The organism is Parafannyhessea umbonata, assembly GCF_900105025.1.
GTDB classification, from domain to species: Bacteria; Actinomycetota; Coriobacteriia; order Coriobacteriales; family Atopobiaceae; genus Parafannyhessea; species Parafannyhessea umbonata.
The window spans coordinates 1,570,708-1,595,050 of sequence record NZ_LT629759.1; the positions used below are offsets into that span (position 1 = coordinate 1,570,708).

Consider the following 24,343-nt stretch of genomic DNA (forward strand, 5'->3'; position numbering starts at 1 on the left):
GTACCCGTACCTTCGCGGGCGGCACTGCCCTACCCTCATGAAATGGAATTAGAATGGCTCACTTTATCGGCATCGACATTGGGTCCACCGCCACTAAGGTCGTCGTCATCGGCCACGATCGCGAAATCGAGCGTTCACTGCTCCTGCCGACTGGCTTCAGCAGTGTCGAGACCGCCAACAAGGTCAGGGAGAAGCTCCTTGATTACGGCTATGACGTGGAGAACGAGGACACGTATGTCGTAGCGACGGGTTATGGACGCGTTGCCGTTCCCTACGCAGACAAGACGGTGACCGAAATCACCTGCCACGGACTGGGCGCCGCAAGCCTTTTCCAGGACAAGGGAACCGTAATCGACGTCGGAGGACAAGACACCAAGGTCATCGTCCTCGAGAATGGTCGCGTCGTAAAGTTTCTCATGAACGACAAGTGCGCTGCCGGAACGGGGCGTTTCCTCGAGGTGATGTCTGACCGGCTTGGCATTACGCAAGACGAGCTATCCGAGCTGGCGTCCAGGGGCAAGGAGACGAAGATCTCGAGCATGTGCACGGTCTTTGCGGAATCAGAGGTTATTTCACTCGTGGGTCGCAACGAGCCCCGGGAAAACATCGCGAATGGCGTTATCGAGTCCGTCGTCAACAGGGTGTGTTCGCTTGCTCAGCAGGGAGCGGGAGCACCGTACTTCCTAACGGGCGGGCTCTGTGAGAACGACTACATCGTGGGCCGGCTTTCTCAGCACCTTGGGTCGAGGGTTACGACTTGCCCCGAGGCCAGATATGCAGGCGCGTTAGGAGCCGCCATCAACGCACGAAAGCAATTCTCGCAGACGGGAGATGCCCGAACGGAACAAAGCTAAAAAGGGAGTCTGACATACGTGCCGCCCTCAAAACCGACGAGTGCCACACGAGGGGGATGGACGCCATCGTCGGCGTATGCCTCTCAAATACCTCCCGGAATCCAATGGAGGTGCTCGAGGAGCTGACGAGCCAGCCCTTCTGCCACATGCATGGTCCGGAGCATCACACCATCGTGGGAGCCGCATTGCTCACTGCCCATCGCAACGCCGGGGAAAGATTGACCTGTCCGACGCGCTAGACACGACGCTGCTTCGGGGAAGGCAGGTTCCCGGAGGGATATGTGGGATGCGGGGCAGTTGCGGGGCCGCAATCAGTGCGGGAATATTCGTGTCGATAGTTACCAAATCCACTCCGCTTGAAAGCGATGCGCTTGGCCTCGCCAACACCATGACCTCAAGGGCGCTTGCGAGAATAGGCGAAGTGGGCGGACCACATACGCCACCCAGACCGTAAGTCCCGCCGAATAGAGGATGAAGGCAAGCAGGGGGCAGATATGTCCCCTGCTCTTTGTAGTCGGTTGGACGGCGACGCCCTAGAGCATCTCGATGAAGGCCGATATGCGAGTGGACAGCTGCCCCGTGTCGCCCGTGGAGTAGTCTGTATTCAACTTGAGGTAGGGAACCCCCATCTCGTTGCAGGCGCGTTCCACGAGACTGGCCTCCACGTCGAAGGTGTGGCATCCCGTAAGCACGTTGTCTATCACCCCGTCGACCTCGTACTTCTTGACCATCTCTCTCAAGTCCTCGAACCGGCCGGCGTTCGGCGTCATGACGGAGCAGTTTATCCTGAGGTACCGGTCGGATATCGCCCTGAGGATGTCTGGCGCCTCCGGGTCGATCATCATCCGGTTCGTGCGCTCGCCCGTGCAATCGTCGAGGCACACGATCGACCCGCCGTTGCTCTCTACGGTCTCGCCGACCTTCTTCGTCAGGCCCCCGGAGGGACAGCCGGTGAAGAGAATCCGCTTTGCCGAAGGCGAGACCGGCCTTGCGCCGTCCTCGTACGCCTTTCTATACTCGGTGACCTGGCTTTCGATCCTCTGCGCGAACTCGATTGGGTCGAAGAAGAACGTGCCCGACAGGAGCGTGCTCATTATCTCCGTCCCCCTTGCCATCGCCGGACGTGATGCCTGCAGGGCGGCCAGGTCAAGGCGCGCCTGACGAAGGCGATTGCGGACTCGCACCGCGTCGCGAAGCTTTTCATCCGTGATGCGAACGTCAAACAGGCTCTCTAGGTGCTCCTTGAAAAGGCGGACCTCCTCGTACCAGGCATCGAACTCGTACGGTCGGTCATGCCCGTTGGGTAGCCTGAGCACATACGTCGGCTTGGTATCGTTCAGGAGCTCGAACATCTTCTTCTTGCCGTCGCAGGTGGTCTCCCCCACGATCAGATCGCTGAAGTACGTGTACGGGCACTTCTCGGTGATGGCAAACCCAAAGGTCGACTTGATGAGCGGACAGAGGCCGCGAGGCAGGACGGCCTCCGCCGCACTCACGGTCTCGTCGCTCGTACCGCAGAGCCCCACCGCCGCGACCCCCGCCGCGTCAATTACCTCCAGGGGTGCGTAGGAGCACAGGTAGCCAGCTATTCTCCCACCAGACTGCTTGTACTCCTTCACCTTCAGGAAGTTGGCCTTCCGAACGTCGTTGTACGCATCGAAAGACCTGGGCAGCTCATGAGCCATTGCTTCATAACCGTTCACTTGACGTGGGTCCCTTCTCCCGCTGATGAGGTTTAGCCTCACGCGCGCCCGCGCGAGCGACGACGTGAGCACAAGGCCCGTCATGGCGCCACGGCCAGGGGCCCTATACGAACCCCTGGCCGCAGCTCGATCAAACAGGCGACTCTATCTGGTCAAAATGCCAATACGAGGCTAGATCATCTCCACGAACGCCTCGACGCGCGTGCTCAGCTGGCCCGCGTCCTCGTTGGAGTAGTCCGTCGAGATGTGCATGTACGGTATGCCGGCCTCCTTGGCGGCCTTCTCGAGCGTGAAGGACTCCATGTCGTACAGGGTGCAGAACTGCAACGAGCAATCGATGATGCCGTCCGCATGCAGCTCCTTCGCCAGACGCATAACGTCCTCGATGCGCCCGGGGTTCGGGGTGAAGATGGCGCAGTTGATGTTGAAGTAGCGCTCCGCGATCGCGTCGAGCATCTCGTCGACGGTCTTTCCGGACTCGTCCACCAGGTCCTTGTAATAGCGGTAGCCCGTGCAGCACTCCTCCCCCACTATGACGGCACCTGCCTTCTCGATGAGCGAGAAGAGCTTCCAGAACGGCACTGCCATGGGCGTGCCGGTGTAGAGGATGCGCTTCGTGCCCTTCGGTGCGACGCCGACGCCGTCACGTACGCGCTGCTCGCACTCGTCTGCCATGGCGTTGATGGCACCCGTAAGACGCTCGGCGTCGTCCATGAACGCAGCCTGGACGGTAAGGAGGCTGTCGCGACCGCTGATTGGCACTGGGTCCGCGGCACGGGTCGCCGAGAGCCTCTGGAGGGCGCGGCGCTTGTCGTTCGTGACCCTGATGGCCTCCTTCAGGGACTCTGCCGTGATCTTGGTGCCGGTCTCCTGCTCCACGCGCTCGGCAAGCCTGCGGATCTCCGCCTTCCAGTTCGCCATGGTGCCATCGTTCTTGACGTTAGGCACGTCCATGATGTGCATCGGCTTCTGGGTGCCAAAGTACTCGTAGGCCTTCTTCTTGCCGTCGCAGGTGTTCTCGCCCACCACCAGGTCGCTGGACTCGATGTACGGGCACACCTTGCCGAGCTTGAACCCCGTGAAGCTCTTGATGAGCGGGCAGGTGTTGCGCGGCAGGTGCTCCTCGACCTTGTCGGTCGCCCAGTCGGCGCCAGAGCAGAGCCCCACGGGGATTCCGTTCGCCGCGCGCACGATCTCCTCGGGAACGTACAGGCAGAATGACCCGACGACCTTCTGCCCGTCAGACGCCTTGTGGTCCACCATCTCCTTGATGCGCCCGGAGTGGATGTTCATGACCACGTTGTCCAGGTACTCCGTGCTCTTTGGACGGTTCTCCTGCGTCAGGAAGACGTCCTGGTACATGCCGCCCACGGCCGCGAGCAGCCCGTCGTGGGCCTCGACGTCCATGCCGAGGTCCTTCCACATAGGGTGATAGTCGATCTCTTCCGCCATCGTTCTTCTCCTTTTGCTTGCGAAACTGCCTAAAAATCCCCTCTTGGACCCATCGGGCATGACCCACCGGGCGCCGCCCATCAAGCCAGCTCAAACCGGTGGTTGCCCATCCGCCTGCGGGATTTCATCCAACTCGGTAATGTTATCGCGTTAATTTAAGATGGCATAATCTAATCCATAAGCGGCAGCAATGGGCACGCAGGCGCGGAGGACGAGAGGGGCACCCACGCGCTTGTCGTGGAGTGCCCCTCTCTTTGGCCTCTTGGCTCAGAGACGCTCAAATGTTCGTGCCCGACGTGCGGACGCTACTTGTTGTCAGCCTGGAAGGCAACGCTGTAGGTGAAGTTCGCGGGATCGTAGTAGTCCACCGCGTCGCCATCGACCTCGGCGTAAGGATAGCCAAAGTAGTTGAGGGCGGGACCGGACTGCGCGGGGTTCAGCGTGACGTCGCGACCTTCGGAGAGCTGGACGCGCTCAGAGTCATAGCCTCCCCAGTAGTACTCGGCCTTCTCCTTGGTCTCGGCCTGGTCCTTGGTCCAACCGTTCTTGAGGACGGCCTTCAGGACGTCAGCGGGATCGGCGGCGACCCAGCCGGTGCCCTTGAGGTAGAACTCGGCCCAGCAGTGCTGGTTCTTGGTGATGTCTGCGTCGTTCATGCGGATGCCAAACTGCTCGCGAGCAGGGATGCCCACGGCGCGGCAGAGACCGACGAACACGGAGTTGATGTCGGTGCACTTGCCACCCTTCGTGGAGAGCAGCGCGCAGACGTCGCCCTTGCCGCAGCCTGCAACGGACTCGTCGCGGTTCATGTTGGCGATGATCCAGTCGTAGATGGCGCGTGCCTTCTCAAGATCGGTCTTCTTGCCCTTGACGATCTTGTTGGCGGCATCCTTCACCTGGTCGTTCACGGGAACGAGCTTGGAGCCCTTCAGAGCCTCCTTCGCGTCCTTCGGCAGCTTGGCGCCGTCGTCCTCCTTCAGCTTCGGGCGCGTGACCTCCTCGCGGGTGGCGTGGAACGAAAGGTCGGCCTTGCGCGTGGAGGGGTCAGCATCCGAAGCCCACTCGATGTAGAGCATCTTGTTGCCAAAGGAGTCCTTGTTGATCTTGGCGGTCTTCGCACCAGGGGCGTTGAACTTGACGTCCGTGACCTTCTGATAGTCGTAGTCCTGAGCGACGGGCAGCCACACGCGGACCACCTTGCCAGCGTCGTACTTGCTCATGTCGACGGTGGTGGTGACGGTGCCGGAGGTCGTGTTGACCTTCTCCGCCTTCGCGGCAACCGTGGCCTTGGAGGAGCTGCTCGAGTCGTCCCCCTTCTTGTCCGCGGTCTTGCCGCAGCCGACGCACGCCGCGATGGCAAGCGCCGAGACGCCCATGATCGCAGCAACCCTCATCGGGCTCTTCGTCTTCTTCATTTCCTCTCCTTACCTTGCTACAGACACTGTTTGGCAACTCTCTATGACACGTCCCTCTCGGAACGTTCAAAGCATGAACATGCGTCGTCCCTATTTGCGCGCAGAACGACATGCGCGAGCACTGGCGAGAAAAGCTACTCCGCGATCTCCGAGATCAGGCTCTCCAGCGTCTTCACGTCGATCGCGCCAACGCGGACCTTGTGGAGGTCGCCCTCCTTCGTGATGAAGACCGACGTCGGGAATCCCGACACGCCGATGTAGTTGCTGAGCGAGCCGTTCGTGTCCATGAGGACGGGAATCTGCACGTCGTTCTCCTTCGCCCACTTCACGAAGTCCTCGGGGCTCCTCTCTCCATAGAAGCCCGGCACCACCACGGACACGACCTTCACGTCGCCCTTCTTCTCGTGCTCCTTGTAGACCTTGGTCAGCTGCCCAAGGTCCTGCACGCAGCTCGTGCACCAGCTGCCCCAGAACTCGAAGTAGACGGGCTCGCCCTTGTAGTCGCTCAGGCGCACCTTGTTGCCGTCAAGATCGGTCAGGACCACGTTCTTCCACGCGGTCGAAACGTCGCTCACGTCGGCATCTCCCGCCTTCGCGGTTCCCTGGGCGTCTGCCACAAGGGCCGCGTCATCCTGGGCGCTCTGCACCCGTGCGGCCTTGTTCGCGTTCACAAGGCCGGTGACCTGGTTCAGGATCATCCACAGGCCCATGACGGCAATCAGGGCGCCACCTATCTTCTGGATGACGGGGGTGTACTTGTTGAGCTTGCGCAAGTGCCTCAGGGCAAAGTCGGACGCAAGCGTGATGACCACAAACGGGATGCACATGCCCAGCGAGTACGTCAACAGCAGCGCGCCACCTGCGGCGACGTTGCCCTGGTCGGCGGCAAGCGCGAGGATGCTTCCCAGGATGGGGCCGACGCACGGGGTCCAGCCAAACGAGAACGCAAGACCAAGCACAAACGCACTCGCAACGCCCTTTACCTTGATGTTCGTCATGTTCGCGCGACGCTCGCGCATCAGGAACGGAATGCGCAGAACACCGGCAAGGTACAGGCCGAACACGAAGATCAAGAGGCCGAGCGCGATGTTCACGTACGGGTTGCTGGTGACCGCACCAAACGATGCCGCCCCAAGCCCCAGCATCACGAACACGAACGAGATGCCAAGCACAAACGCGACCGTGTTGGCCACGCGCTTGCCCAGCGACATGGACTCGCCGGCGTCAGTGGTGAGTATTCCCACGTAGACGGGCAGAAGCGGAAGCACGCAGGGCGAGAAGAACGAAAGTAGGCCGGCTGCGGCGGCAGAGGCGAACGCACCAAATCCCAAGGGCAGCTCCTAACGGGGTCACAAACGATTTACGTTGGGGGCACGCAGGCTGGTTCTTCTCCCCCATTAATTAAGGTTTCGTTATATTATCGTGTTCATATTATATTTGCAACAAATATTTTGGGAGTCTGTCAGGTACATATATCTTTCCCAACGCGCCCGTCATCGACAGGCTCGCACGAAAGCCACCTCTTGTCGCGCCCGCGTCGCTCTCCCACTACGACCGCCGCGGCCACGGCGCCATTTCGGCAGGCCGAAATGGCCTCACGCCTCCCGCATCCTGAGCAGGTGCTCCTCAAGCTGACGGTCGACCGCAAAGAGGTAGAGGCCGTGCACGCCGCGCTTGAGAAGGACGTTGAGCTCGTGCCGCAGGTTTTCCTTGGGCGCATCGCTGCCGTCGACGGCCTGGTAGTTGCGGCTCTTGGAGGGGTCGAACTCCAGGTGCCCGTCACGCCAGCAGACCGAAGGCCCAATGATCACGCCCGCAAAGTTGAGGTCGAAGCCCTGGATGGTGTAGATGGAGCCGCATTCGTTAAGCGTGTGGGGCTGCTCCGCCCACGCCTTGCCCTTCTCGCCCGCCGCCTCCCGAGCGTCGTGGGGCTCCGTCTGGTAGTTCCAAGGCATATGGAAGTAGTCGCCGGCCCCGCCGGAGGCGACGGCAGCCTGCACCTCGGGCGGAAGCGACCCGTCATCCTCCCCAAAGGCAACCCACTCGCTGTGCTCGCGGAAGATCTGGACCTCCCACGCCCCGGACTTCGGCTTCCTCTTGCTCGAGAACGGCCAGTCGTACGTGGCCAGCACGCGCGAGAGCCCGTGGGACTCGGCATCCACGATCTTGCCGCTCCCCTCGTCAAACGTGAGCGCCTTCTCTTGTATGGCGGACTGCAGCTCAAAGGGGGTTTCGAACACCTTTATCTGGTAGGGCTCATGCCCCTCGCGCGGCGGGTCCGTGGGGATGCGCCCGATGCCGCGACCGTTTGCGAAGTCGTCGATCCACCGGACCACCTCGTCGCAGGCGTCGATCCTGAACTGCTGTCGCAGCAGCAGGTTTGTCACGTGGAGGTCGAAGCCGCACAGACGGGCATCCCTGCGCGGGCACTCCGCCAAGCCATCGGCAAAGCGACCACTGGGAAACAGCGCCGCCCGCATGGCGGGGGCAAGCTCCTGGGACTTGCGAAGCACCTGCTCCAGGTCGTACACCGCTATGACCACGCGGGCCCTACGCATGATGTCCACCAGCATGTTGCGCGAGCCGCGGTACGCCTGGCTGCCCTGGTTGAGCAGCAGGTGCGCCTCGTCTATCAGCGCCACGTCCACGGGATCCGCGGGATGGTCCTGCCTGTCGAGGCCCTTCCCGTACCCGCCCTTGCTGTGGGTGTTTATGAACGATGCCGGCTTGAAGACGATCTTGCCAGGCTTGTTCTGAAGGCCGAGCCGCACCATGATCTGGTTGTAGACGGTAAGCTGCTCGTCGTGGTTGACGATCAGACTCGCACTGATGGGATGGCCATCAGAACCCAGCTCGTTCATGATTCGCAGGAACAGGTGGCTCAGGAGCACGGTCTTGCCGGTGCCAGCCAGCCCCTCCACGATCATGAGCTCGCCCTTCCGCACCGCAGGCTCGCCATTGTTGCCCGCGACGTCCCCAGTGGGACGCGCGTCTTGCAGCGTCTGCCCGAGGCGCGCGATTATCTTGCCCTCCACCACAAGCTGCTCCGGTCCCAGGGCGTGAAACGGTGACGCCTTGAAGATGGCGGAGTCCCTGATGGCCGCCTCCGCAAGAAAGAGCTGCGGCCGGTACCTGTTGAGTCGCCGCCACACGCCGGAGGTGATCGCGGGCAGGTCGGCCTTGGTGTAATAGTCATCCTGCGGATTGCCCCGCCCGTTGACCAGCGTGATGTGCTTCGCGCCCGAGGCAAGCAGGTAGCTCAGGAAGGTGTTCTCGAGGTCGAGCGTAAGCGACTTGTTGAAGTGGTCTTGCCCGATGACCAGCATCCTCGAGTCGCCCTCGTTAAGCTGGCGCCAGGCGTTGCGCGCCGCCTCCGAGCGATAGGTCTTCTCGTCCGAATAATGCTCCCTGGTCCTCCGCGCGATGGAGTTGGTCTCGCCAACGTACAGGAGGTACTCCTCACGGACCTCGTGCTTTGTCTGATGTCGCACCTGACGCCTGATGATGTAGACCGTGGGGTACGTCTTGAGCAGCTCGCGGCCTTCGGGAGTGAGCTCCCGGTCATCAATTTGGGAATCTACTCCGTCGAGCGCCTCCTCCACGAGGCCGCCCTCTTCGCGAAAGGGCACGTCCACGATGACTGACGGCGCCAGCGACATCCGCTACCTCGCAATCTACCTCCATGCGTTGCCAGACAACAGCATACTTCCAATGTCCTTTTCATGGGGAGAAGGACCGCCTTCGGTCGTGACGGTCGCATCGGGTGCGCAAGCGCTATTATTATTGCGCGCTATTTGATTGTTCGCTATGCATCAAGCACGGCATAGTCGATTGGAACGGGGCATGCAGTGAGACTTGCGTGGAAGGAACTGACATACAACTGGAAGAAGTACCTGCTGGTAGAGGTCATCGTAATCCTGATGACGTTCATGGTGCTCTTCCTTTCTGGACTCGTGAGCGGCCTGGGAAGGGCGGTGTCCTCCGGAATCGAGAGCATGGACGCCAGCGCCTTCGTGCTGGGCAAGGATTCCGAGAGGCTCATCACCGTATCGAGCCTGACGGACGCCCAGTACAAGAAGCTGCAGGACGAGTACGGAAGTCGGCAGACGCCGCTTGACATCCAGCGCGCCTACCTGCAGAAGGCGTCCAGCGACAAGAAGATCGACGTCACGTACTTTGGCATCGACCCCGCGGGGTTCCTTGCGCCCAAGACGTACGCGGGCAAGGGCCTCTCCGCAGGAAAGGGCGAGGTCATTCTCGACGACGCCTTCCAGGATAAGGGCATCAAGCTGGGCGACACCGTCGAGGACTCGTCCTCGGGCGTGAAGCTTAAGGTCGTCGGGTTCACGAAGGACAAGATGTACGGACACGTATCTGTGGCGTACGTCTCTGTGGATACGTTCGACGCCATGGGCGAGAAGGGCAACCCCATGTACCAGAAGGCCGTGCACGCCGTCGCGATCAGCGGCAGGCTCGCGGCCCACGTAAAGGGAACCGAAAGCTACACCAAGGCGCAGATCGTGGAGGCACTTCCCGGCTACAAGGCGGAGCAGATGACCATCACCATGGTCGAGTGGCTGCTCGTGGCCATAACCGCCGTGATCATCGGCGTGTTCTTCTTCGTGATCAACATGCAGAAAGAGCAAGAGTTTGGCGTAATGAAAGCCATCGGCACCAGCACAGCCAAGATCTCTTGCACCATCGTGAGCCAGGTGTTCCTGATCGCGGCGCTCGGCGCAGCCATCGCTTGCGGCCTCGCCACCGCCATGAGCGCGGCGCTACCGGCCTCCATGCCGTTCTACCTCGTACCCGCCCAAGTGGCCGTTGTGCTGGTGGCATTTGTGGCGATTTCGATCCTAAGCAGCCTGGCATCCGTCGCCCGCGTGACGCGAATTGACCCGGCCAAGGTCATCGGGGGTGATTTCTAGTGAGCGAGACGATACTGGGCATGAGCGGCATCGTGAAGTCGTATGCCGACGGAGAAGAGCAGCGGTGCGTGCTAGACCACGTTGATCTAAGCGTTGGCGCAGGCGAGCTCGTAGCCATAGTGGGACCTTCGGGAAGCGGCAAGTCCACCCTGCTCAACATCGCGGGCATGATGCTTTCCCCGGACGAGGGTGACGTCGCCATCTGCGGACGCGCCGTCTCGCACCTGCCGCAGCGCGCGTGGACGAAGCTACGCCGCGAGCAGATCGGCTTCATCTTCCAGAACCACCAGCTCCTACCCTACCTCACGGCAGAGGAGCAGCTCACCGTGATGCTAGGGGCAGATCGCAACGCCACACGCGAGCTCTTTGGGGAGCTGGGCATCGCCAACGTCGCCACAAAGCACCCCGCGCAGCTATCTGGTGGAGAAAGGCAGCGCGTTGCAATCGCCCGTGCCTTCGCCACCAACGCGAGGCTCATTCTGGCAGACGAGCCCACGGCCTCCCTCGACTCCGAAAGGGGCAGGCAGGTGGTGCAGATGATCCGGCAAGAGACGCACCAGCGCAACAAGGCCGCCGTCATGGTGACGCACGACCAGCGCGTGCTCGACCTGGTGGACAGGGTCTTCCGGATGGAGGATGGCAAGCTGATCGCCGCCTAGGAAACGACAGCGGTACAGGAGCGAAGGTCTCCTCGCACGGCAAACTGCAGCTGATACGGCGTTCGCCTCTGGCGGGTCCCAGTACGGGACCCGCCTTTCTTGCATGCGCGCGAGGGTAATGTCAGGCGGAGTTGGACCCGCCTACAGTTCGCGACGGGCGAACGCGCGACGCGCCACCACAAGCGCCAGCAGGTACGCACAAACGCTCCCCGCAAGCCACGCTAGTACAAACAGCGCCGTGGCAAATGGGCTGGGCATGGCGGGGCCACCATTCGCATCCATCATGGCGACGCCGGATCCCGTAAGCCCCACTAGCGCGATAACCACCATAAGCGCTGGTACAAGCCCCATAACACGGCCACGGCGCGCGCCCATGGCGAAGTAGACCGCCATCTGGAAGCCCGTTACCACAAGCATGACCATCGCATCAAGGCACACGCCCACCACAAGGTCCGAGCTCAGGCGCCACGTGCCAAACGCCTGTGGCGCAAGGCGCGTGAGGGCCGTAACCGCCACGCCCACGAGTGCGCCCGCAAGAGTGGCTACCGGCACCATAACCGCAGCCAGGAGAAAGCGCGAACCCACCAGCTGCGCCCGCGTTGCGGGCAGGCACAGCCGGGCCTCCTGCCAGCCGTCGGCCTCATCAGCGTAAAAGAGCCCCGTCATGCCGCCTACCGCCAGAATTCCCGGCGCCATGCACGCGAACGTGTTCACGAGCATGGTGGCATCAAGGTTACGAACGCCGTCTGCGGATCCCAGGACCACCGGTATCGACACAATCAGCATCACCAGCAGCATGGACTTGAGGCTGGCACGAAGGTTTGACCTCATGTAGCACCAGTCGCAGTACAGATACGCCTTGCTCATCACAGGCTCCTTCCCAGGACGACCAGCCGCATCACGTCTTCTATCGCAGCACGGTCGCACACCATGTCGGGGTACGCGCGAACGAACGCAGCGCGGTCGGGCACCAGCACCTCGCTCGCACCGGCAAGCCCGTCTTCGCGCACGCGCAGTTCCCCGCGCGGCACAATCCCCTCGTCCAGCACGCGCTCCAGTTGGGCGGGCAGCAGCCGCGCCACGCCCATCACGTCGGTAAGCTCATCCTTCTCGGCCGAAAGGATTACCTGTCCCTCGTCCACAATCACGATGTAATCTGCCAGGCGCTCCAAATCGCCCGTGATGTGAGACGACACCAACACGGAGCAATCCGGATGCGCGGCCATGTGCTCGCGCAGCATCTGCAGCAGCTCGTCGCGAACGATGGGGTCAAGGCCAGCCGTGGGCTCATCCAGTACCAGCAGGTCCGCACCCGTGGCAAGACATGCCGCAAGCTGCAGCTTCATGCCTTGCCCGCGCGAGAGGTCGCCCACGCGCAACCCCGCCGAGACCGGCCGGTGCGCGCCCTCGGGTTGGTGCATGATGTCCATGCGGTCGAGAAGAGCCTCGAACGCGGCGTGGTCGAACGTCGGGTACGAAAGCGTGTACACGGTCGCTACCTCGCCAATCGTGAGATAGCCGGGATACGGGCACACGGCCGCGACCGTGGCCGTACGCATGCGCGCCCGAGCGTGCGCCTCCTGCCCCGCCGCAGTCACGTCTTGTCCAAACAGCACAACAGAGCCCCTGTCAGGCCTCGCCGTGCCAAGTGCCAGGCGCATGAGCGTCGTCTTGCCGGCACCGTTTCTTCCCACGAGTCCCACGACTGAGCCGCAGGGAACCGAAAGGCAGACATCCCGCACGGCAAAGTCGTCAAAGCCTTTTGCAACGTGGCGCAGCTCCAACGCTGCGGGTTCGCCGGACGGCTCCATGGTGCGGTACGGACGCCCCATGGTCGCCTCGCGTTCCTTCGTTACCGCGCCCATCGCTCCTCCTCCAGCTCGAGGTCGAGCATCTCGTGCAGCTCTTCCTTCCCGATGCCTGCCAGGCGTGCGTCCTCCACGGCCTTCGCGAGCGACGCCTCAACCTGCCGCAGGCGCTCCTCGCGCAGCAGCTCAAGGTTGTCCCCCGCCACGTAACTCCCCTTGCCGGGCACGGTACAGATGAAACCCTGGGCCTCAAGGTCCGCATACGCACGCTTTGTGGTGATTGCGCTTATGCGCAGCTCTGCTGCCAGTGCGCGGATTGATGGCAGCTGTTGGCCGGCCACAAGCTCGCCAGACATGATGAGCGAGCGAACTTGCGACGCCACCTGCTCGTAAATCGGCTTGTCCGAAGAGTTCGATATGACAATCTGCACGCGCGCCTCCCCTCTTTCACGAAACTTCCGCCCAAGCTCCCACGCGACCCCACAGGGTCGCAACCATTGTACTCAAGCGGGTATACTGTATATATCGTATATATACGCTATTGTCAATGGAGAAGCCTCGGACGTCGCACGTCGTACCCGACTCCGCTTGGGCACGCTCCTCGCGCCGCACCGTCCGCCAGTGCCGCAAGTCACAAAACGCGGGGCGAGAAGGACGCGACCACCGTGGCAGCACGTACTTCTCGCCCCGCGACACACAACGCTGTGGGCGCGAATCTTTACCTTGTCTGGAGTTAGATCTTTACCTTGTCTGGAGTCGGCTATTGCGCGCCGGGGCGACTGCCGAGCGAGGCGAGAAACGCCACCTCCGGCACAAGCACCATGACCGCCGCGCTGTCGCCGTTAAGGCTCCCTCCCATGCCAAGCGCCACAAGGGGGACCGCAAGGGTAACGAACAACACCCCAAGCGTCGCCTTTGCGCGGTCGTCAAGCCGTACGTCGGGACCAAGGAGCATGCGCGCGGTCATGAGCGGGAGCGACACCATGACCGCGACGCCGCACGCACACGCGATCGCACGCGCAACGGGACCCATGAGCTCGCACACCTGGAACGCCACCCCCAGCACCACGGCCGCGACCAGCACGCGAAGCGCCAGCCCAACGAGGGCCTCCATTGGGTCCTGTCCCTGTGAGCTCATGCTTCCCCCCCACGCAGGCATCGCACGTGGGCGTCGCAGCCCCGTTGCAGCCCCTAGAACTCCACGGTCTCCGCAGGCCTTCCCACCATGGAGCTAAAGCGGGCTGTCGCGTTCTTGAAGTACAGGACGATGGTGTTGTCGTCGTTCTCGTCATACATCTTGCGCAGCGCCGGGTAGGCGTCCAGCATGTGGCGCTTGGCCTCCACGCGATCGTCCGGCACGAGCTCGCCCGAGACGCGCCACCAGTCTCCGCCCTTGACGCCGCAGATCTCCGCCCTGGGGTTGGCCAGCAGCTGGCGGTAGACGTCCTTCTTCTTGCCGGTCTGGATGTAGAGCCTGCCCTCAAAGAGGTCGACCGTGCCAAACGGGCGAACGCGCGGCTGCCCGCCCTCCTCCGTCGCGAGGAAGTACGTGGGCGACTCGCTCTTGAAGAACCTGTACACGTCGTTGATGTCCGCCATGGCGAGCTCCAAACCTTGAGATATTCGTACTTCTCCTCTTACCCCAAGATCGCACCTTGTTTCCGGGAACGCGCCGAGTGGGCGGGCGAGAAGAGCCACCGACGCTCCGCAGCCGGCTCATGCGCAACAGATATGTATATCTACCTGCGCAAACGGATTACCAAAAATACCAAATTTGCCAAAATTCCCAAAAGTTGCAAAAGAAATCAAGGGAGCCGGATACCATATAGGTAGACCGAAACACTATAGAATTTGCGATTGGGGGACACATGGCCACTCTCGATAACCCGTTCACGCCCGGATTCGGACAAGTGCCACCCTTCATGGCAGGTCGCCGTTACGTAATAGAGAACATCGAGGACGCATTCGTAAACGGACCCGGCGACCCCAACCTGACGACCATCTTCACCGGTGCCAGAGGTACTGGAAAAACCACACTTCTCACCCTTCTTGCAGACGAGGCGGAGGAGCGTGGGTGGATTACCGCGCGCGTCTCATCGGTCCCCGGCATGCTCGAGGATATCCTTCAACAAGCTGCCAGATCTGGCTCGCACCTTCTTGCGCAGGAGCAGAAGGCGCGAATCAACTCTATCGGCATCGGTGGCGTTGCATCCTTGGGATGGGAGTACGCCGACCGCAATAATGCAGGTAAAAACTGGAGGTCCCGCCTGACCTCACTTTTGGACGAGCTGGAGCCACACGGTGTCGGCCTTGTCATCACAATCGACGAACTTCAATCCGAGTTCGACGAGATGGTGCAGCTCGCCTCCGTCTACCAGCACCTCATTGCAGAGGGCAGAAGAATCTCGCTCCTTGCAGCCGGTCTTCCCTACCAGGTGTCGCGCGTGCTTAACGACAAGTCAATATCCTTCCTCAGAAGAGCGGCTCGCCATCAGCTTACGCGCATTCCCGACAGCGACATCCGCGTCGCACTCAAAGAGACCATCGAAGCGGGAGGCAAGCAGATAACTGACGAGGCGCTGTTTGCCGCAACACGCGCAATCGACGGCTTCCCTTTCATGATGCAGCTGGTGGGATACCGTATGTGGCCAAAGAGCAACGGCAACCGCATTGACCTCAACGCCGCCAAAAGGGGCATCGAGGCGGCAAGGTACGAGATGCGGTCCAATATACTGGAGACCACCTACATGGAGCTTTCCGATGGCGACCTCGCCTTCGTGAAAGCGATGCTCCCAGACAAGGATGTAAGCTTGACCGCCGACATTGCAAATCGCATGGGCAAGAGCACGGGCTATGCGGCGCAGTACAGAAGACGTCTCCTCGAGGAAGGAGTCATCGGGGAGCGCGGACGTGGCAAGGTTGGTTTCGAGCTGCCGGGATGGCGCGACTTCGCCCTAGAGAAGCTCGAGGAAGAGGACTTCTAGGGAGAAGAGCAGGGTTCGACACCCCATCCGCCTCGGCATGAAGCAGCATCTCTAAACGCATATAAGGAATAGGGCTTCCCACCGTCACCACGAACGCTCGCGGCAATAAGGGGGAAGCCCTTCTCGTCCTACGTCTATGCTGCCATAATCAGTGAACGAGCGGCAGCGTAGAGTAGACACTTCTATCCCAAGAAACCGAAGAACGCGCCGACCACGCCGAGCACCATGGTACCGAGGATGAGCCACATCGGGTTAATCTTCTTGGAGAGCAGCCAGTAGTAGATCCAGAAGGCGCACATGCCAACAATGCCAGGCATGATTCCATCCAGAACACTCTGGATGGTAGTCGGGTCTTTGCCCTTAACCGCCTCACCAATCTGTACGGGAATGGTCGCCCAGAACATGTCCTTGGTCATACCGCCAATAACCATGGCACCAACGATGCCAATGGCAGCCATCACCTTGGTCATGAGCCCGTTCTCAGACGCTTTCTCGAGAAAGCTCACACCCATCGAATAGCCCTTCTGAACACCCCAAACGCGAAGCCAGAAGGCAGGGATGTTATAGATGAGCAGGAAGACGATAGGCCCGGCGGCATTGCCCGCCTGGCAGAGCGAGATGCCGACAGCAGCGGCGATAACGCGAATCGTGGTGAGGAAGATTGCGTCGCCGATGCCGGAGAGCGGTCCCATGAGAGCAGCCTTGACGTCGTTGACGGACTCAGGTTCAATCTCCCCGCGGGCTACACGCTCCTCCATTGCCATCGCGATGCCACCCACGAACGGCGCAAACTGCACCGTGATGTTGAAGAACGCCGCATGGCGATGCAGGGCCGCCGCGTAGTCATCAGGTCTGCCGTGATAGATCTTCTTGAGCATTCCCGCCACCATCAGGCAAAATGCAAGGTTCATCTGCTTGTAGTAGGTCCAGGAGAACTCCATGCCCAGAGCACCTAAGTTAAGGGAAGACCTAATTAGGTCCTTCTTCGTAATCTTGTAGGGATTCTCCTCCTGTGAAACGCCCTGTCCCGCAACCATGGCCTCATTAGAAGTCATCGTCATCATCTCCTTCCGCCGCGAGCTGTGGACTGTCGGTGTTGGCCTGAGGATTCAAAAGGCCAAACTTCTCGATTCCGATGATGATCGCAATGAGAGCGACGCCAAGCGATGGCACGTTCATGTAAGAGGCAAGCAGGAAGCCGAGGAAGAAGAACGGCATGACCTCACGCTTGAGCACCAGCCGGCCGAGCATTGCGAAGCCCATTGCGGGAAGAATGTTGGCAGCGATTCCGAAGCCGTCCATGATGAAGGAGGGAATCCAGTCCAAGATGCCCTGAACCGCATTGGCGCCCAGGTAGTAGGCAAATCCGACGAGAAGGACGTCCTTTACCACCCCGACGAGTCCGATAGCCCAGTGTGCCGCATACACACCCTTCAGGTCGCCCTTCGCCGCCGCAACGTCCGCCTTGTCGACTATAACGGGCATGAGGCCATTGATGACGTTGCTGATGGCAAGAGAGATGGTTGCGATGGGCATGGCGAGCGCGAGGGCAGCCTCGGTACCCTTGCCCAGCGTTATGGCAAAGGCGCACGCAAGGATACTGCCCACCTTCTCGTCAGGCGGAACGTAGGCTCCAATGGAGATGTTTCCCATGAACAGAAGCTCCAAGCTCGCGCCAATGGCGAGACCTGCCGGCAGATTACCCAGGATGAGACCTACGAGCGGGCAGGTCACAATCGGTCTGAACGCGTAGAGCGTGCCGAGCTGATAATCAAACATGGCGAATGCCGCCACAAGCGAAATCAGTATCGCCTTAACAAGCATGCTCTCCTCCTAATCAAATGTTGCTGCGAGATTCTTACGACCGCTAGAGTACGTCTTGGATTTCAACCTTCGGATCGTCCGCAAGAGGACGAATCTCCACCTCCACCCCCTTGTCCAGCAGCTCGCGAATAATCTTCTCCTCCTCTGGCTCAAGGAAGACCTGGCGCGCCACCTCACGCGTCGTAGGACTCCCTTTGGTGTTTCCGAGGTTCAGGCTCTTTATCTGAGGGCATCCGTCGATGAGCTGCTTCGCCTCCGCGATGGTCTGCACGCAGATGAGCATCCGATACTTGTCGGTGACTCCGGAATTGATGGCTTCGATTGCATGGGCCATATCCTTTATCACGAGCTTGCATCCCGCTGGCTTGCCCATCTTGAGGGTCATTTTCCAAACGGGATCGTTCGCCACGTGGTCTCCCACACAGAAGATGCAATTTGCCTGCAAACCCTGCACCCACGAGACGGCGACCTGGCCATGCAACAGCCTGTGGTCAACCCTGGTCAGCAGAATCATGTTCGAACCCCCTTGTTTCAGTTGTGAGCCTAGAAGTCCTCGTCTTCTTCGATGGCTGAGTCGTCATTCACGAACCTCGGCCTTACCTCGTCACTCGAGACAAGCTGCCTCAGCAAGGATTCCGTGTCCTCGTCTTCATCGGAGAGAAAGAGCGTGAGCAGGAGTGGCAGGTTCATGTTCGTGACGAGGTAGACATTCGGCCTCGCCAGCATGAGCTTTGTGAACTCGTTGTTCACGCTCCCTCCCATGAGATCGGTGAGCACAACGACATCCGTGTCGTCAGGCATGGACTCGACAAGACTCCTCGACGCCGCCTCCACGTCGTCGTTCCCGTCGACGAACGCATTCAGCACACTCACGTCATCCCGGTCGCCCGCCAGGAGCTTCACACTCTCAAAGATGCCCTCCGCAAAGTGCGCATGAGAAGCGATGATGTACTGCCTGCTCATGTATCAAATTCCTCCAGATTCCTCTTTAGTGCCGCCAGCGACTGTCGGTCCGCAGCGGCTGGATCCACAAAATAGCGCGGGTCAACACTTTCAAACGTCAGGCATCCCGAATAACCGGCTTCCGCAAGGGCGAGAAGATCGCCCCTCATATCCCGTACTCCGTCGCCCCACGCGAGGTGAGACGTCTCTCTCGCATCGGTAAAATGACAATGCACGACATCCTTACCGAATGCGTCCATGTAGTCTCGCACGCTCTCTCCCGCACGCCACATCGCACCCGTGTCGAGTAGCACCTTGAGGTGCGCACTCCCCACATCCTCGAGCATCGTCCGAAGGTCCCGCACGCAATTGCACAGGTTTGACTCCTCTGGCTGAAGCGCCTCAAGCGCAAGCGTCACGCCCCTCTCGCCGGCATAAGACCCCAGTGTCGACAGCATTCGCACGCTTCGATCCCATGCCGCCTCTCGAGACTCGTCCAGGAATCCCCAACCAGACGTAATGGAGACCATTCCAGCACCCAAGTCCGCCGCCACATCTATTGCCCGCTTGAAATACTGCCGACTTCTCCGAATCGCATCATCTCCACGTGCGGCAACGTTCGAGGGTTTGGGGTTGTTTTGCTCGGGGCAGATGGCGCAGATGGGAAGACCGCTCTTTTTTGACAATGCGGCAATGTGGCTCACGGAATCGTTTGCAGCATAGTCCATAAAGAAGTGCATGGGACCGCACCAGAGCTCGACGGCATCGAAGCCCTCCCTTTGGGAGGAGGAGAAAAAATACTCAAGCGAGTAGAACCTGTAGGCACAGTTCGTAGCAGCCGCCCGGAACCTCTGATGCAACGTCATGCGATCAGGACCCGTCTTAGTAATCGAACTGGTGGTAGTAGCGACGGTAGTTGAGGTTGTGCTTCGTGACGAGCTCGTAGTGCCTTGACATGCGATCAGTAGTAAGCACAGAGATGATGTAGGTAGAGAGAATCATGCGGAAGTCGCTGTCGAGCCCGGGAATTGCATACTCTTTCGTGTCAATGACGGTCACGTCCGTATCCCCGGTACGCCCGCTCTTGAGGAATGCGTCGACACGGTCGTCGAGCGCACGACACTCATCCTCGCCCTTGAAGAGGACAACGGGAATGCCGGGCTCCACGAGCTCGAGCGTTCCGTGGAAGAAGTCCGCAGAGCTGATGTAGCGGGTGTGCTTCCACTGCATTTCCTCGAGTAGGCACATGGCAAACAGGATGGTCTCTCCCCAGAGTGCGCCAGAGCCGATGAACATCGTGTAAGGCGCAAGCGCATACTTCTTCGCGAACGCCTCCGCCTTTGGCTCGAACTGCTTGCGAATGTCGAGGAGCGCCGGCCAGAAACCCTTGCTCTGCTCAATGAACTCGTCATACTTCGGGAAGAAGCCCTGACGGTTGAGAATCCTCAGACCGAAGCAGTCCGCGAGATAGTAGCCCTTCTCGCATCCGCCGCTACCATGATCGTTCTTCATGGCAACACAGTGATCGGCTCCCACTGCCTGTCCGATGGGGCCGTCTGCCTTCGTCATCGCATAGACCCGCACGCCCATCTGTTTGAGCGTCTTTACCGCCTGCAGGACCTCTGGGGTGGTTCCCGACTCGGACGAGGTGAGCACCACAGAATTGCTCGTCATGGACTTGCTGCCCATCACGTTGAACTCTGCAGCATGGAGGAGCGTTACCTGATGGTCTGCGTCGGCATACTTGTTCATGACATACTGCATGCGCAGAAACTCATCCCAAGTGCCACCGACGCCCATCAGGAAGAGGTGGTCGAACCCCTCGTCACAAACTTCATCCGCGAACTGCTTCACCTGCTTGCCGATTTTGTAGAGCTCCTTGCCATCCTCGAGATAGCCCTCCTGGTCGAAGTAAACAATCTCGACCTTCTCGGTCTCCTTCATAAGCTGTCCTCCGCCCTCACTCGTTCACCTTTGGTATCTATTGATTACATGTGCGCACTTTTTGTAACCATTTGATTGATAACTTAGCGATATTTAGAACCATTTATGGGCTAATCACGCTCATTTAGGATGAATGGTATTTAATTGTTGTTAAGTGGTATAGCTAACGTATTAATACGTTACTGAGTACCCGCCAAGGTCTCCGCGACGATACGAGGACGCGAACTCCAACGCGGTGCCGTCTTCGTCATAGCTCACGCACTCGTAGGAAATGACGGCAGAGCCCTCCTCGATTCCTAGCAGGTGTGCATCGCGCGTTCCCAGCTCGACCATATCGAGGTGCTCGACAGCCGATGCGACGGTATGCCCAAACATGCCATAGACTTGGTAAAGAGAGAAAACGCCAACGTCAACGGACTCGATTTTCGGAAAGAGGGAGATTGGAATAAACGTCCGCTCTATCATCAGGGGCACGTCATCCACGTAATTCACGCGCTTGATCGCGAGAATGTCATCATTCTCGCCAATCTCGAAGAGATGTGAGAAGAAGCCCCCTGCAGGACGCCGAGCCTTAGAGAGAACTTTGACGGACGGCACCGCGTTCTTCTCCCTGACGCTTTCACGAAAGCCCACAAGCTCGAGCGCATCGGCCTCACCGAGTCGCTCCGACATAACGTAAACGCCCTTACCCTGGACACGGCGCAACAGTCCGCCGGCAACGAGTGCATCTATGGCATTTCTTACCGTCAGGCGCGTCGTCCCAAACCGCTCCGCGAGATCGTTCTCCGAGGGAATGGCGCTACCGGGCTCGTAGAGGCCATCTTCGATCTCATCACGTATGATTTCGCGAATCTGTATGTACTTTGGCTTATCCGTGTCCAAGTTTTCCATCATGTCACCAAAGTGCCTTCTGAGAGTCAACGGGCCATCCGCAGAGACTGACGAACGTATACCTATCTGGCCGAATGACGGACTTGTAATACTCGATGCATCTACCGTCGCCATCTCTGCTCACACCCTGTTGAAAGAACACAGATGCACCAGGTTTTCCCCCTAGCAAGTCCGCCTCCCACTCGTCTAGCCTAGAAATCGAGAGGCTGTCCCAGCCATGGGCGATATCCAGACAATAGCCATCCCGAATCACGTCAAAGAGAGATTCCCTTGAGAAGTCATGCGAGGCAATACCAGGACAGACGTCAGTGTTAACCATCGAGGTTTCTAACATGCATGGAAGACCATCCACACGGCGCAGACGGACGAGCTTGAAGACGGCATGGTCGACGTCGATGCCCATCTTCTTCGCAACGTGGGCGTCCGCATCGCACGTCCCCTGGCTCACCACCAGAGAGCTTGGCGTATGTCCACTGCTACGGACGTTGTCACTAAAGCCCATGACCTTCCCGACGCCCGAGTATGAAATGGGGCGCGCGGGCGCGACGTAGGTACCCGATCCCTGACGGCTCTCGAGAACGTGCATAGTCGTCAGGTGTCGTATAGCACTCCGCAACGCAGAGCGCGATATCCCCCACATCTCGCACATGTCTCGTTCCGAGGGCAGCTTTTCTCCCTCAGAGAGGCCGTTTACATTAATGTAGTTTCGAATGTTCTCGACCGCAGCATCTGCCGGCGGAATCTTCCCGCGGACCAACGTACTCTCCTACGACGAAACCTTGCTCGCATCCCTCATGCGCAGCACGTCCTCACACAGTTTATCCGCCCCCTGACGAAGAAGCACATAGGTCTTCGAACTACGCAGGACCTCCCTGCCGATAAGGGGTATGCCGATGGTGGACTCCTGTCCAGGCGTTCCCCTTACCGTCAGTGCGACGTCCATGCGCGTGCAGTACTTGCCTCCTCTGCTTGCGTTCGCCCGCGCCACCGCGGCGGGGTTTTCGAGCACGCTCTCAAAGAGGTCGCGACGACTCATGTCCTTTCGGACGTCGACTTCCTCGTTTTCTATCACCTTGCAGTCGAGAATATCCTCGTAGTCGTGAATGGCGGGCTCCATGCCATGCAGCACTATGGCCCATTTGCGGTGATTCTCGTCCATGTACAGAGACGGCACCATGGAAAGCCGCGGTGCCTCGAAGAGAGTCTTCGTAATCGTAAAGCCTGACTGTTCCAGGCGTTGCTTGGCAGACTTCCCAAAGAGCGACATGTGTCCCTCCCATCAACCGAGACTGACATTGTAAGTCGATACATACAAGATAACTCTAATTGATACCATTTTGCCAACTTGAATATCTTCGCATGCACAGCGGCGACCACAAACGGCAAGCGATAAGGGGATGGGCGTGATGGGCCACAGCTGGTGTGTGCGATACAATCTTGCGCATGGACACGCTTACCGCATGGGGCTCGGACACCCTTCTGGCATACCTCGCCGCAATCAACGCCATCACCTTTGCGCTTTTCTGCCTGGACAAGGCAAGAGCCGTCAGAGGTGCGTGGCGCATCCCCGAGAAGGTTTTGCTTGGCTGCTCCGCAGTTGGCGGCGCTGCGGGAGGTCTTCTGGGTATGAGGGTTGCGCACCACAAGACACGCAAGCCCCTGTTTTACCTTGGGGTTCCCGCCATGCTCATTGTTCAGGCCGCTCTTCTGGCTTGGCTGACGCAGGGATAGGTCAGCACGTCACACGTACAAGAGCTTCTGGATGAGAAGGACCATCGACCACGACGTGTCGCTCTTCTCGTCTTGATATGGCCTGCCATCCCTGCGGCATGCTTCGCGCCTACACTGTAACCACGCTTGGGTTTGAGGGTTGGAGGCCGCATGGTCAGGCTCATGGTCTGCTCTGACATACACACGAAGGTCGGGCACTTTCAGGACGCGGTGGTGGCCGCGCGGGCCGGTGGCCCCGTGGACGCCATCCTGATTGCCGGCGACCTGCAGATGCCGATGGCCACCATCGACGAGCTGAACCTTCCCGAGCCCATCTATCTTGTGCACGGCAACAATGACGCCGCACTTGAACCCATACATCCGGCGGACGAGCTCGTGATTGACGTTGCTGCGGACGGTATCGCGGGCGTGCGGGCGCTTGGCTACCACCAGGGAGCACCGGAGCGCGGAGGTGACGTGACGCACCGCATCATGGTGACGCACGGGCACACGTACCGCGCCCCTCGCCTGGTACGGCTGCGGCAGCGCGCGGCGACACTCGACGCGGACGTGGTGATCTACGGGCACTCGCACCGCTGGCAGGTTGATACGGGAGGACCCGCGGACGCGCTCGTGGTGAACTCCGGCACGCTCATGCCGAAGCCGGGATCGGGGCGCTGCACGTTCATGACGATGGTGATAGACGGTAAGGACGTGCGCGTCGAGAGGCACGAGCTGTAACCTTTCTGCAGGCAGCAGGCTTGGTCTAAGGCCGCTCCCTAATACCGAACGCGAAAGTCCTTCTCGCCCTGCGCCAGCGGCACCGTAGTTTGCGACGCAAGGCGGCAGGAGATCCAGGTGTCGGGGCTGTCAGAGAGGTCCTGGATGCCGCGCCGGAACGCCTTGAGCTGGGAGGGCGTGCCCTGGACCTCGACGAGCACGTCGCCGTCGTCGAGGTTCTGGACCCAGCCGACGCAGCCCGTGCTCTTGGCAAGCATCTGCGCCTGGAAGCGGAAGCCCACGGCCTGGACCTTGCCCGCGTAGCGCAGGCGAAGCCGTTGGGGGGCACCGCCTCCCGCGCGGGCGATGTCCTGGGCGAGCGCGCCGGCATGCTTTGCGGCGGCCATCTCGTCCGGCACGGACGCTGTTGCCTTGCGCCTCCACGGCCAGCGAAAACCCATGCCTCCCCCTCCCCTTCCGGATTGCTTTGACGTCGCGCCGACGGCGCA

The 24,343-nt window shown here is 60.2% G+C and carries 26 protein-coding genes and 1 pseudogene; 7 read left to right on the plus strand and 20 right to left on the minus strand.

What is annotated here, in order from left to right; all coding sequences use genetic code 11:
* Positions 1-53: 53 nt before the first annotated feature.
* Both BLT96_RS07100 and BLT96_RS10975 read left to right on the plus strand, forming a co-directional pair.
* The gene (locus tag BLT96_RS07100; RefSeq protein WP_090845869.1) at positions 54-854 is read left to right on the plus strand and encodes an acyl-CoA dehydratase activase; all 801 of its coding nucleotides are present in this window, start codon (positions 54-56) and stop codon (positions 852-854) included.
* A gap of 56 nt (positions 855-910) precedes the next feature.
* Positions 911-1,308, plus strand: a pseudogene (locus BLT96_RS10975) (DUF5714 domain-containing protein).
* Positions 1,309-1,387: 79 nt separating this feature from the next.
* On the opposite strand, the gene BLT96_RS07105 reads toward BLT96_RS10975, so the two are convergent.
* The 5 genes from BLT96_RS07105 to BLT96_RS07125 form a co-directional block, all read right to left on the minus strand.
* Complete coding sequence (locus BLT96_RS07105; protein ID WP_090863026.1) at positions 1,388-2,539, minus strand: double-cubane-cluster-containing anaerobic reductase; 1,152 nt, start codon at positions 2,537-2,539, stop codon at positions 1,388-1,390.
* A gap of 189 nt (positions 2,540-2,728) precedes the next feature.
* Positions 2,729-4,009 carry a double-cubane-cluster-containing anaerobic reductase gene (locus BLT96_RS07110; protein WP_090845866.1) on the minus strand — a complete coding sequence of 427 codons (1,281 nt, stop codon included), beginning with the start codon at positions 4,007-4,009 and terminating at the stop codon, positions 2,729-2,731.
* 305 nt (positions 4,010-4,314) lie between these two features.
* A complete protein-coding gene (locus BLT96_RS07115) occupies positions 4,315-5,424 on the minus strand; it encodes a transglutaminase family protein (protein WP_090863029.1) in 1,110 nt (369 codons plus the stop codon).
* Between the two features lie 134 nt (positions 5,425-5,558).
* Positions 5,559-6,755 carry a cytochrome c biogenesis protein/redoxin gene (locus tag BLT96_RS07120; protein WP_090863032.1) on the minus strand — a complete coding sequence of 399 codons (1,197 nt, stop codon included), beginning with the start codon at positions 6,753-6,755 and terminating at the stop codon, positions 5,559-5,561.
* Between the two features lie 264 nt (positions 6,756-7,019).
* Positions 7,020-9,083 carry a DUF2075 domain-containing protein gene (locus BLT96_RS07125; protein ID WP_090863034.1) on the minus strand — a complete coding sequence of 688 codons (2,064 nt, stop codon included), beginning with the start codon at positions 9,081-9,083 and terminating at the stop codon, positions 7,020-7,022.
* Between the two features lie 189 nt (positions 9,084-9,272).
* Between BLT96_RS07125 and BLT96_RS07130 the strand changes: the two genes are divergently transcribed.
* Together BLT96_RS07130 and BLT96_RS07135 are read left to right on the plus strand one after the other, a co-directional pair.
* Positions 9,273-10,352, plus strand: coding sequence for an FtsX-like permease family protein (locus BLT96_RS07130; protein ID WP_090863037.1), 1,080 nt, complete (start codon positions 9,273-9,275; stop codon positions 10,350-10,352).
* On the plus strand, positions 10,352-11,011 hold the full coding sequence (locus BLT96_RS07135; protein WP_216627892.1) for an ABC transporter ATP-binding protein: 660 nt from the start codon (positions 10,352-10,354) through the stop codon (positions 11,009-11,011). The genes BLT96_RS07130 and BLT96_RS07135 overlap by 1 nt, the downstream gene beginning before the upstream one ends.
* Positions 11,012-11,152: 141 nt before the next feature.
* On the opposite strand, the gene BLT96_RS07140 is transcribed toward BLT96_RS07135, so the two are convergent.
* The 5 genes from BLT96_RS07140 to BLT96_RS07160 form a co-directional block, all read right to left on the minus strand.
* Positions 11,153-11,878, minus strand: coding sequence for an ABC-2 transporter permease (locus tag BLT96_RS07140; protein WP_090863040.1), 726 nt, complete (start codon positions 11,876-11,878; stop codon positions 11,153-11,155).
* Positions 11,878-12,876: an ABC transporter ATP-binding protein gene (locus tag BLT96_RS07145; protein WP_090863042.1), complete on the minus strand. Its 999-nt coding sequence runs from the start codon at positions 12,874-12,876 to the stop codon at positions 11,878-11,880. The genes BLT96_RS07140 and BLT96_RS07145 overlap by 1 nt, the downstream gene beginning before the upstream one ends.
* The gene (locus BLT96_RS07150) at positions 12,864-13,250 is read right to left on the minus strand and encodes a GntR family transcriptional regulator (protein ID WP_090863045.1); all 387 of its coding nucleotides are present in this window, start codon (positions 13,248-13,250) and stop codon (positions 12,864-12,866) included. The genes BLT96_RS07145 and BLT96_RS07150 overlap by 13 nt, the downstream gene beginning before the upstream one ends.
* A gap of 329 nt (positions 13,251-13,579) precedes the next feature.
* Positions 13,580-13,957 carry a hypothetical protein gene (locus tag BLT96_RS07155; RefSeq protein ID WP_157692192.1) on the minus strand — a complete coding sequence of 126 codons (378 nt, stop codon included), beginning with the start codon at positions 13,955-13,957 and terminating at the stop codon, positions 13,580-13,582.
* 53 nt (positions 13,958-14,010) lie between these two features.
* Entirely contained in the window at positions 14,011-14,418 is a 408-nt protein-coding gene (locus BLT96_RS07160) for a pyridoxamine 5'-phosphate oxidase family protein (protein WP_197674336.1), read from the minus strand.
* A gap of 269 nt (positions 14,419-14,687) precedes the next feature.
* Between BLT96_RS07160 and BLT96_RS07165 the strand changes: the two genes are divergently transcribed.
* Positions 14,688-15,803: an AAA family ATPase gene (locus BLT96_RS07165; RefSeq protein ID WP_090845848.1), complete on the plus strand. Its 1,116-nt coding sequence runs from the start codon at positions 14,688-14,690 to the stop codon at positions 15,801-15,803.
* Positions 15,804-15,985: 182 nt separating this feature from the next.
* Here BLT96_RS07165 and BLT96_RS07170 read toward each other — a convergent pair whose 3' ends face one another.
* The 9 genes from BLT96_RS07170 to BLT96_RS07210 all read right to left on the minus strand — a co-directional run bounded on the left by BLT96_RS07170 (position 15,986) and on the right by BLT96_RS07210 (position 22,671).
* The gene (locus tag BLT96_RS07170) at positions 15,986-16,858 is read right to left on the minus strand and encodes a PTS system mannose/fructose/sorbose family transporter subunit IID (protein ID WP_090845971.1); all 873 of its coding nucleotides are present in this window, start codon (positions 16,856-16,858) and stop codon (positions 15,986-15,988) included.
* Positions 16,848-17,627 (minus strand): PTS mannose/fructose/sorbose/N-acetylgalactosamine transporter subunit IIC, encoded by a 780-nt coding sequence (locus tag BLT96_RS07175; protein ID WP_090845832.1) that lies wholly within the window; start codon positions 17,625-17,627, stop codon positions 16,848-16,850. Before BLT96_RS07175 ends, BLT96_RS07170 begins: the two co-directional genes overlap by 11 nt.
* A 43-nt stretch (positions 17,628-17,670) precedes the next feature.
* Positions 17,671-18,141, minus strand: a complete 471-nt coding sequence (locus BLT96_RS07180) for a PTS sugar transporter subunit IIB (RefSeq protein ID WP_090845831.1) — start codon at positions 18,139-18,141, stop codon at positions 17,671-17,673.
* Positions 18,142-18,170: 29 nt separating this feature from the next.
* Complete coding sequence (locus BLT96_RS07185) at positions 18,171-18,590, minus strand: PTS sugar transporter subunit IIA (RefSeq protein WP_090845830.1); 420 nt, start codon at positions 18,588-18,590, stop codon at positions 18,171-18,173.
* On the minus strand, positions 18,587-19,435 hold the full coding sequence (locus BLT96_RS07190; protein WP_090845828.1) for a sugar phosphate isomerase/epimerase family protein: 849 nt from the start codon (positions 19,433-19,435) through the stop codon (positions 18,587-18,589). The genes BLT96_RS07185 and BLT96_RS07190 overlap by 4 nt, the downstream gene beginning before the upstream one ends.
* Before the next feature lie 16 nt (positions 19,436-19,451).
* A complete protein-coding gene (locus BLT96_RS07195) occupies positions 19,452-20,513 on the minus strand; it encodes an SIS domain-containing protein (RefSeq protein ID WP_090863051.1) in 1,062 nt (353 codons plus the stop codon).
* 171 nt (positions 20,514-20,684) lie between these two features.
* Positions 20,685-21,407, minus strand: a complete 723-nt coding sequence (locus tag BLT96_RS07200; protein ID WP_090845819.1) for a GntR family transcriptional regulator — start codon at positions 21,405-21,407, stop codon at positions 20,685-20,687.
* Position 21,408: 1 nt separating this feature from the next.
* On the minus strand, positions 21,409-22,161 hold the full coding sequence (locus tag BLT96_RS07205; protein WP_090863052.1) for a GntR family transcriptional regulator: 753 nt from the start codon (positions 22,159-22,161) through the stop codon (positions 21,409-21,411).
* A 9-nt stretch (positions 22,162-22,170) separates the two neighbouring features.
* Positions 22,171-22,671, minus strand: coding sequence for a hypothetical protein (locus BLT96_RS07210; RefSeq protein ID WP_090845814.1), 501 nt, complete (start codon positions 22,669-22,671; stop codon positions 22,171-22,173).
* Between the two features lie 176 nt (positions 22,672-22,847).
* On the opposite strand from BLT96_RS07210, the gene BLT96_RS07215 reads away from it, so the two are divergent.
* Positions 22,848-23,135, plus strand: a complete 288-nt coding sequence (locus BLT96_RS07215) for a DUF1294 domain-containing protein (RefSeq protein WP_090845968.1) — start codon at positions 22,848-22,850, stop codon at positions 23,133-23,135.
* A gap of 150 nt (positions 23,136-23,285) precedes the next feature.
* The gene (locus BLT96_RS07220; RefSeq protein ID WP_090863057.1) at positions 23,286-23,855 is read left to right on the plus strand and encodes a metallophosphoesterase family protein; all 570 of its coding nucleotides are present in this window, start codon (positions 23,286-23,288) and stop codon (positions 23,853-23,855) included.
* 38 nt (positions 23,856-23,893) lie between these two features.
* Here BLT96_RS07220 and BLT96_RS07225 read toward each other — a convergent pair whose 3' ends face one another.
* A complete protein-coding gene (locus BLT96_RS07225) occupies positions 23,894-24,295 on the minus strand; it encodes an acylphosphatase (RefSeq protein ID WP_090863060.1) in 402 nt (133 codons plus the stop codon).
* Positions 24,296-24,343 lie beyond the last annotated feature (48 nt).

Coding starts and splice junctions, on each gene's coding strand:
- BLT96_RS07100 (WP_090845869.1), top strand. CDS start 54: ATGGCTCACTTTATCGGCATCGACATTGGGTCCACCGCCACTAAGGTC.
- BLT96_RS07105 (WP_090863026.1), bottom strand. CDS start 2,539: ATGGCTCATGAGCTGCCCAGGTCTTTCGATGCGTACAACGACGTTCGG.
- BLT96_RS07110 (WP_090845866.1), bottom strand. CDS start 4,009: ATGGCGGAAGAGATCGACTATCACCCTATGTGGAAGGACCTCGGCATG.
- BLT96_RS07115 (WP_090863029.1), bottom strand. CDS start 5,424: ATGAAGAAGACGAAGAGCCCGATGAGGGTTGCTGCGATCATGGGCGTC.
- BLT96_RS07125 (WP_090863034.1), bottom strand. CDS start 9,083: ATGTCGCTGGCGCCGTCAGTCATCGTGGACGTGCCCTTTCGCGAAGAG.
- BLT96_RS07140 (WP_090863040.1), bottom strand. CDS start 11,878: ATGAGCAAGGCGTATCTGTACTGCGACTGGTGCTACATGAGGTCAAAC.
- BLT96_RS07145 (WP_090863042.1), bottom strand. CDS start 12,876: ATGGGCGCGGTAACGAAGGAACGCGAGGCGACCATGGGGCGTCCGTAC.
- BLT96_RS07155 (WP_157692192.1), bottom strand. CDS start 13,957: ATGAGCTCACAGGGACAGGACCCAATGGAGGCCCTCGTTGGGCTGGCG.
- BLT96_RS07160 (WP_197674336.1), bottom strand. CDS start 14,418: ATGGCGGACATCAACGACGTGTACAGGTTCTTCAAGAGCGAGTCGCCC.
- BLT96_RS07165 (WP_090845848.1), top strand. CDS start 14,688: ATGGCCACTCTCGATAACCCGTTCACGCCCGGATTCGGACAAGTGCCA.
- BLT96_RS07170 (WP_090845971.1), bottom strand. CDS start 16,858: ATGACTTCTAATGAGGCCATGGTTGCGGGACAGGGCGTTTCACAGGAG.
- BLT96_RS07175 (WP_090845832.1), bottom strand. CDS start 17,627: ATGCTTGTTAAGGCGATACTGATTTCGCTTGTGGCGGCATTCGCCATG.
- BLT96_RS07180 (WP_090845831.1), bottom strand. CDS start 18,141: ATGATTCTGCTGACCAGGGTTGACCACAGGCTGTTGCATGGCCAGGTC.
- BLT96_RS07185 (WP_090845830.1), bottom strand. CDS start 18,590: ATGAGCAGGCAGTACATCATCGCTTCTCATGCGCACTTTGCGGAGGGC.
- BLT96_RS07190 (WP_090845828.1), bottom strand. CDS start 19,435: ATGACGTTGCATCAGAGGTTCCGGGCGGCTGCTACGAACTGTGCCTAC.
- BLT96_RS07195 (WP_090863051.1), bottom strand. CDS start 20,513: ATGAAGGAGACCGAGAAGGTCGAGATTGTTTACTTCGACCAGGAGGGC.
- BLT96_RS07200 (WP_090845819.1), bottom strand. CDS start 21,407: ATGATGGAAAACTTGGACACGGATAAGCCAAAGTACATACAGATTCGC.
- BLT96_RS07210 (WP_090845814.1), bottom strand. CDS start 22,671: ATGTCGCTCTTTGGGAAGTCTGCCAAGCAACGCCTGGAACAGTCAGGC.
- BLT96_RS07215 (WP_090845968.1), top strand. CDS start 22,848: ATGGACACGCTTACCGCATGGGGCTCGGACACCCTTCTGGCATACCTC.
- BLT96_RS07220 (WP_090863057.1), top strand. CDS start 23,286: ATGGTCAGGCTCATGGTCTGCTCTGACATACACACGAAGGTCGGGCAC.
- BLT96_RS07225 (WP_090863060.1), bottom strand. CDS start 24,295: ATGGGTTTTCGCTGGCCGTGGAGGCGCAAGGCAACAGCGTCCGTGCCG.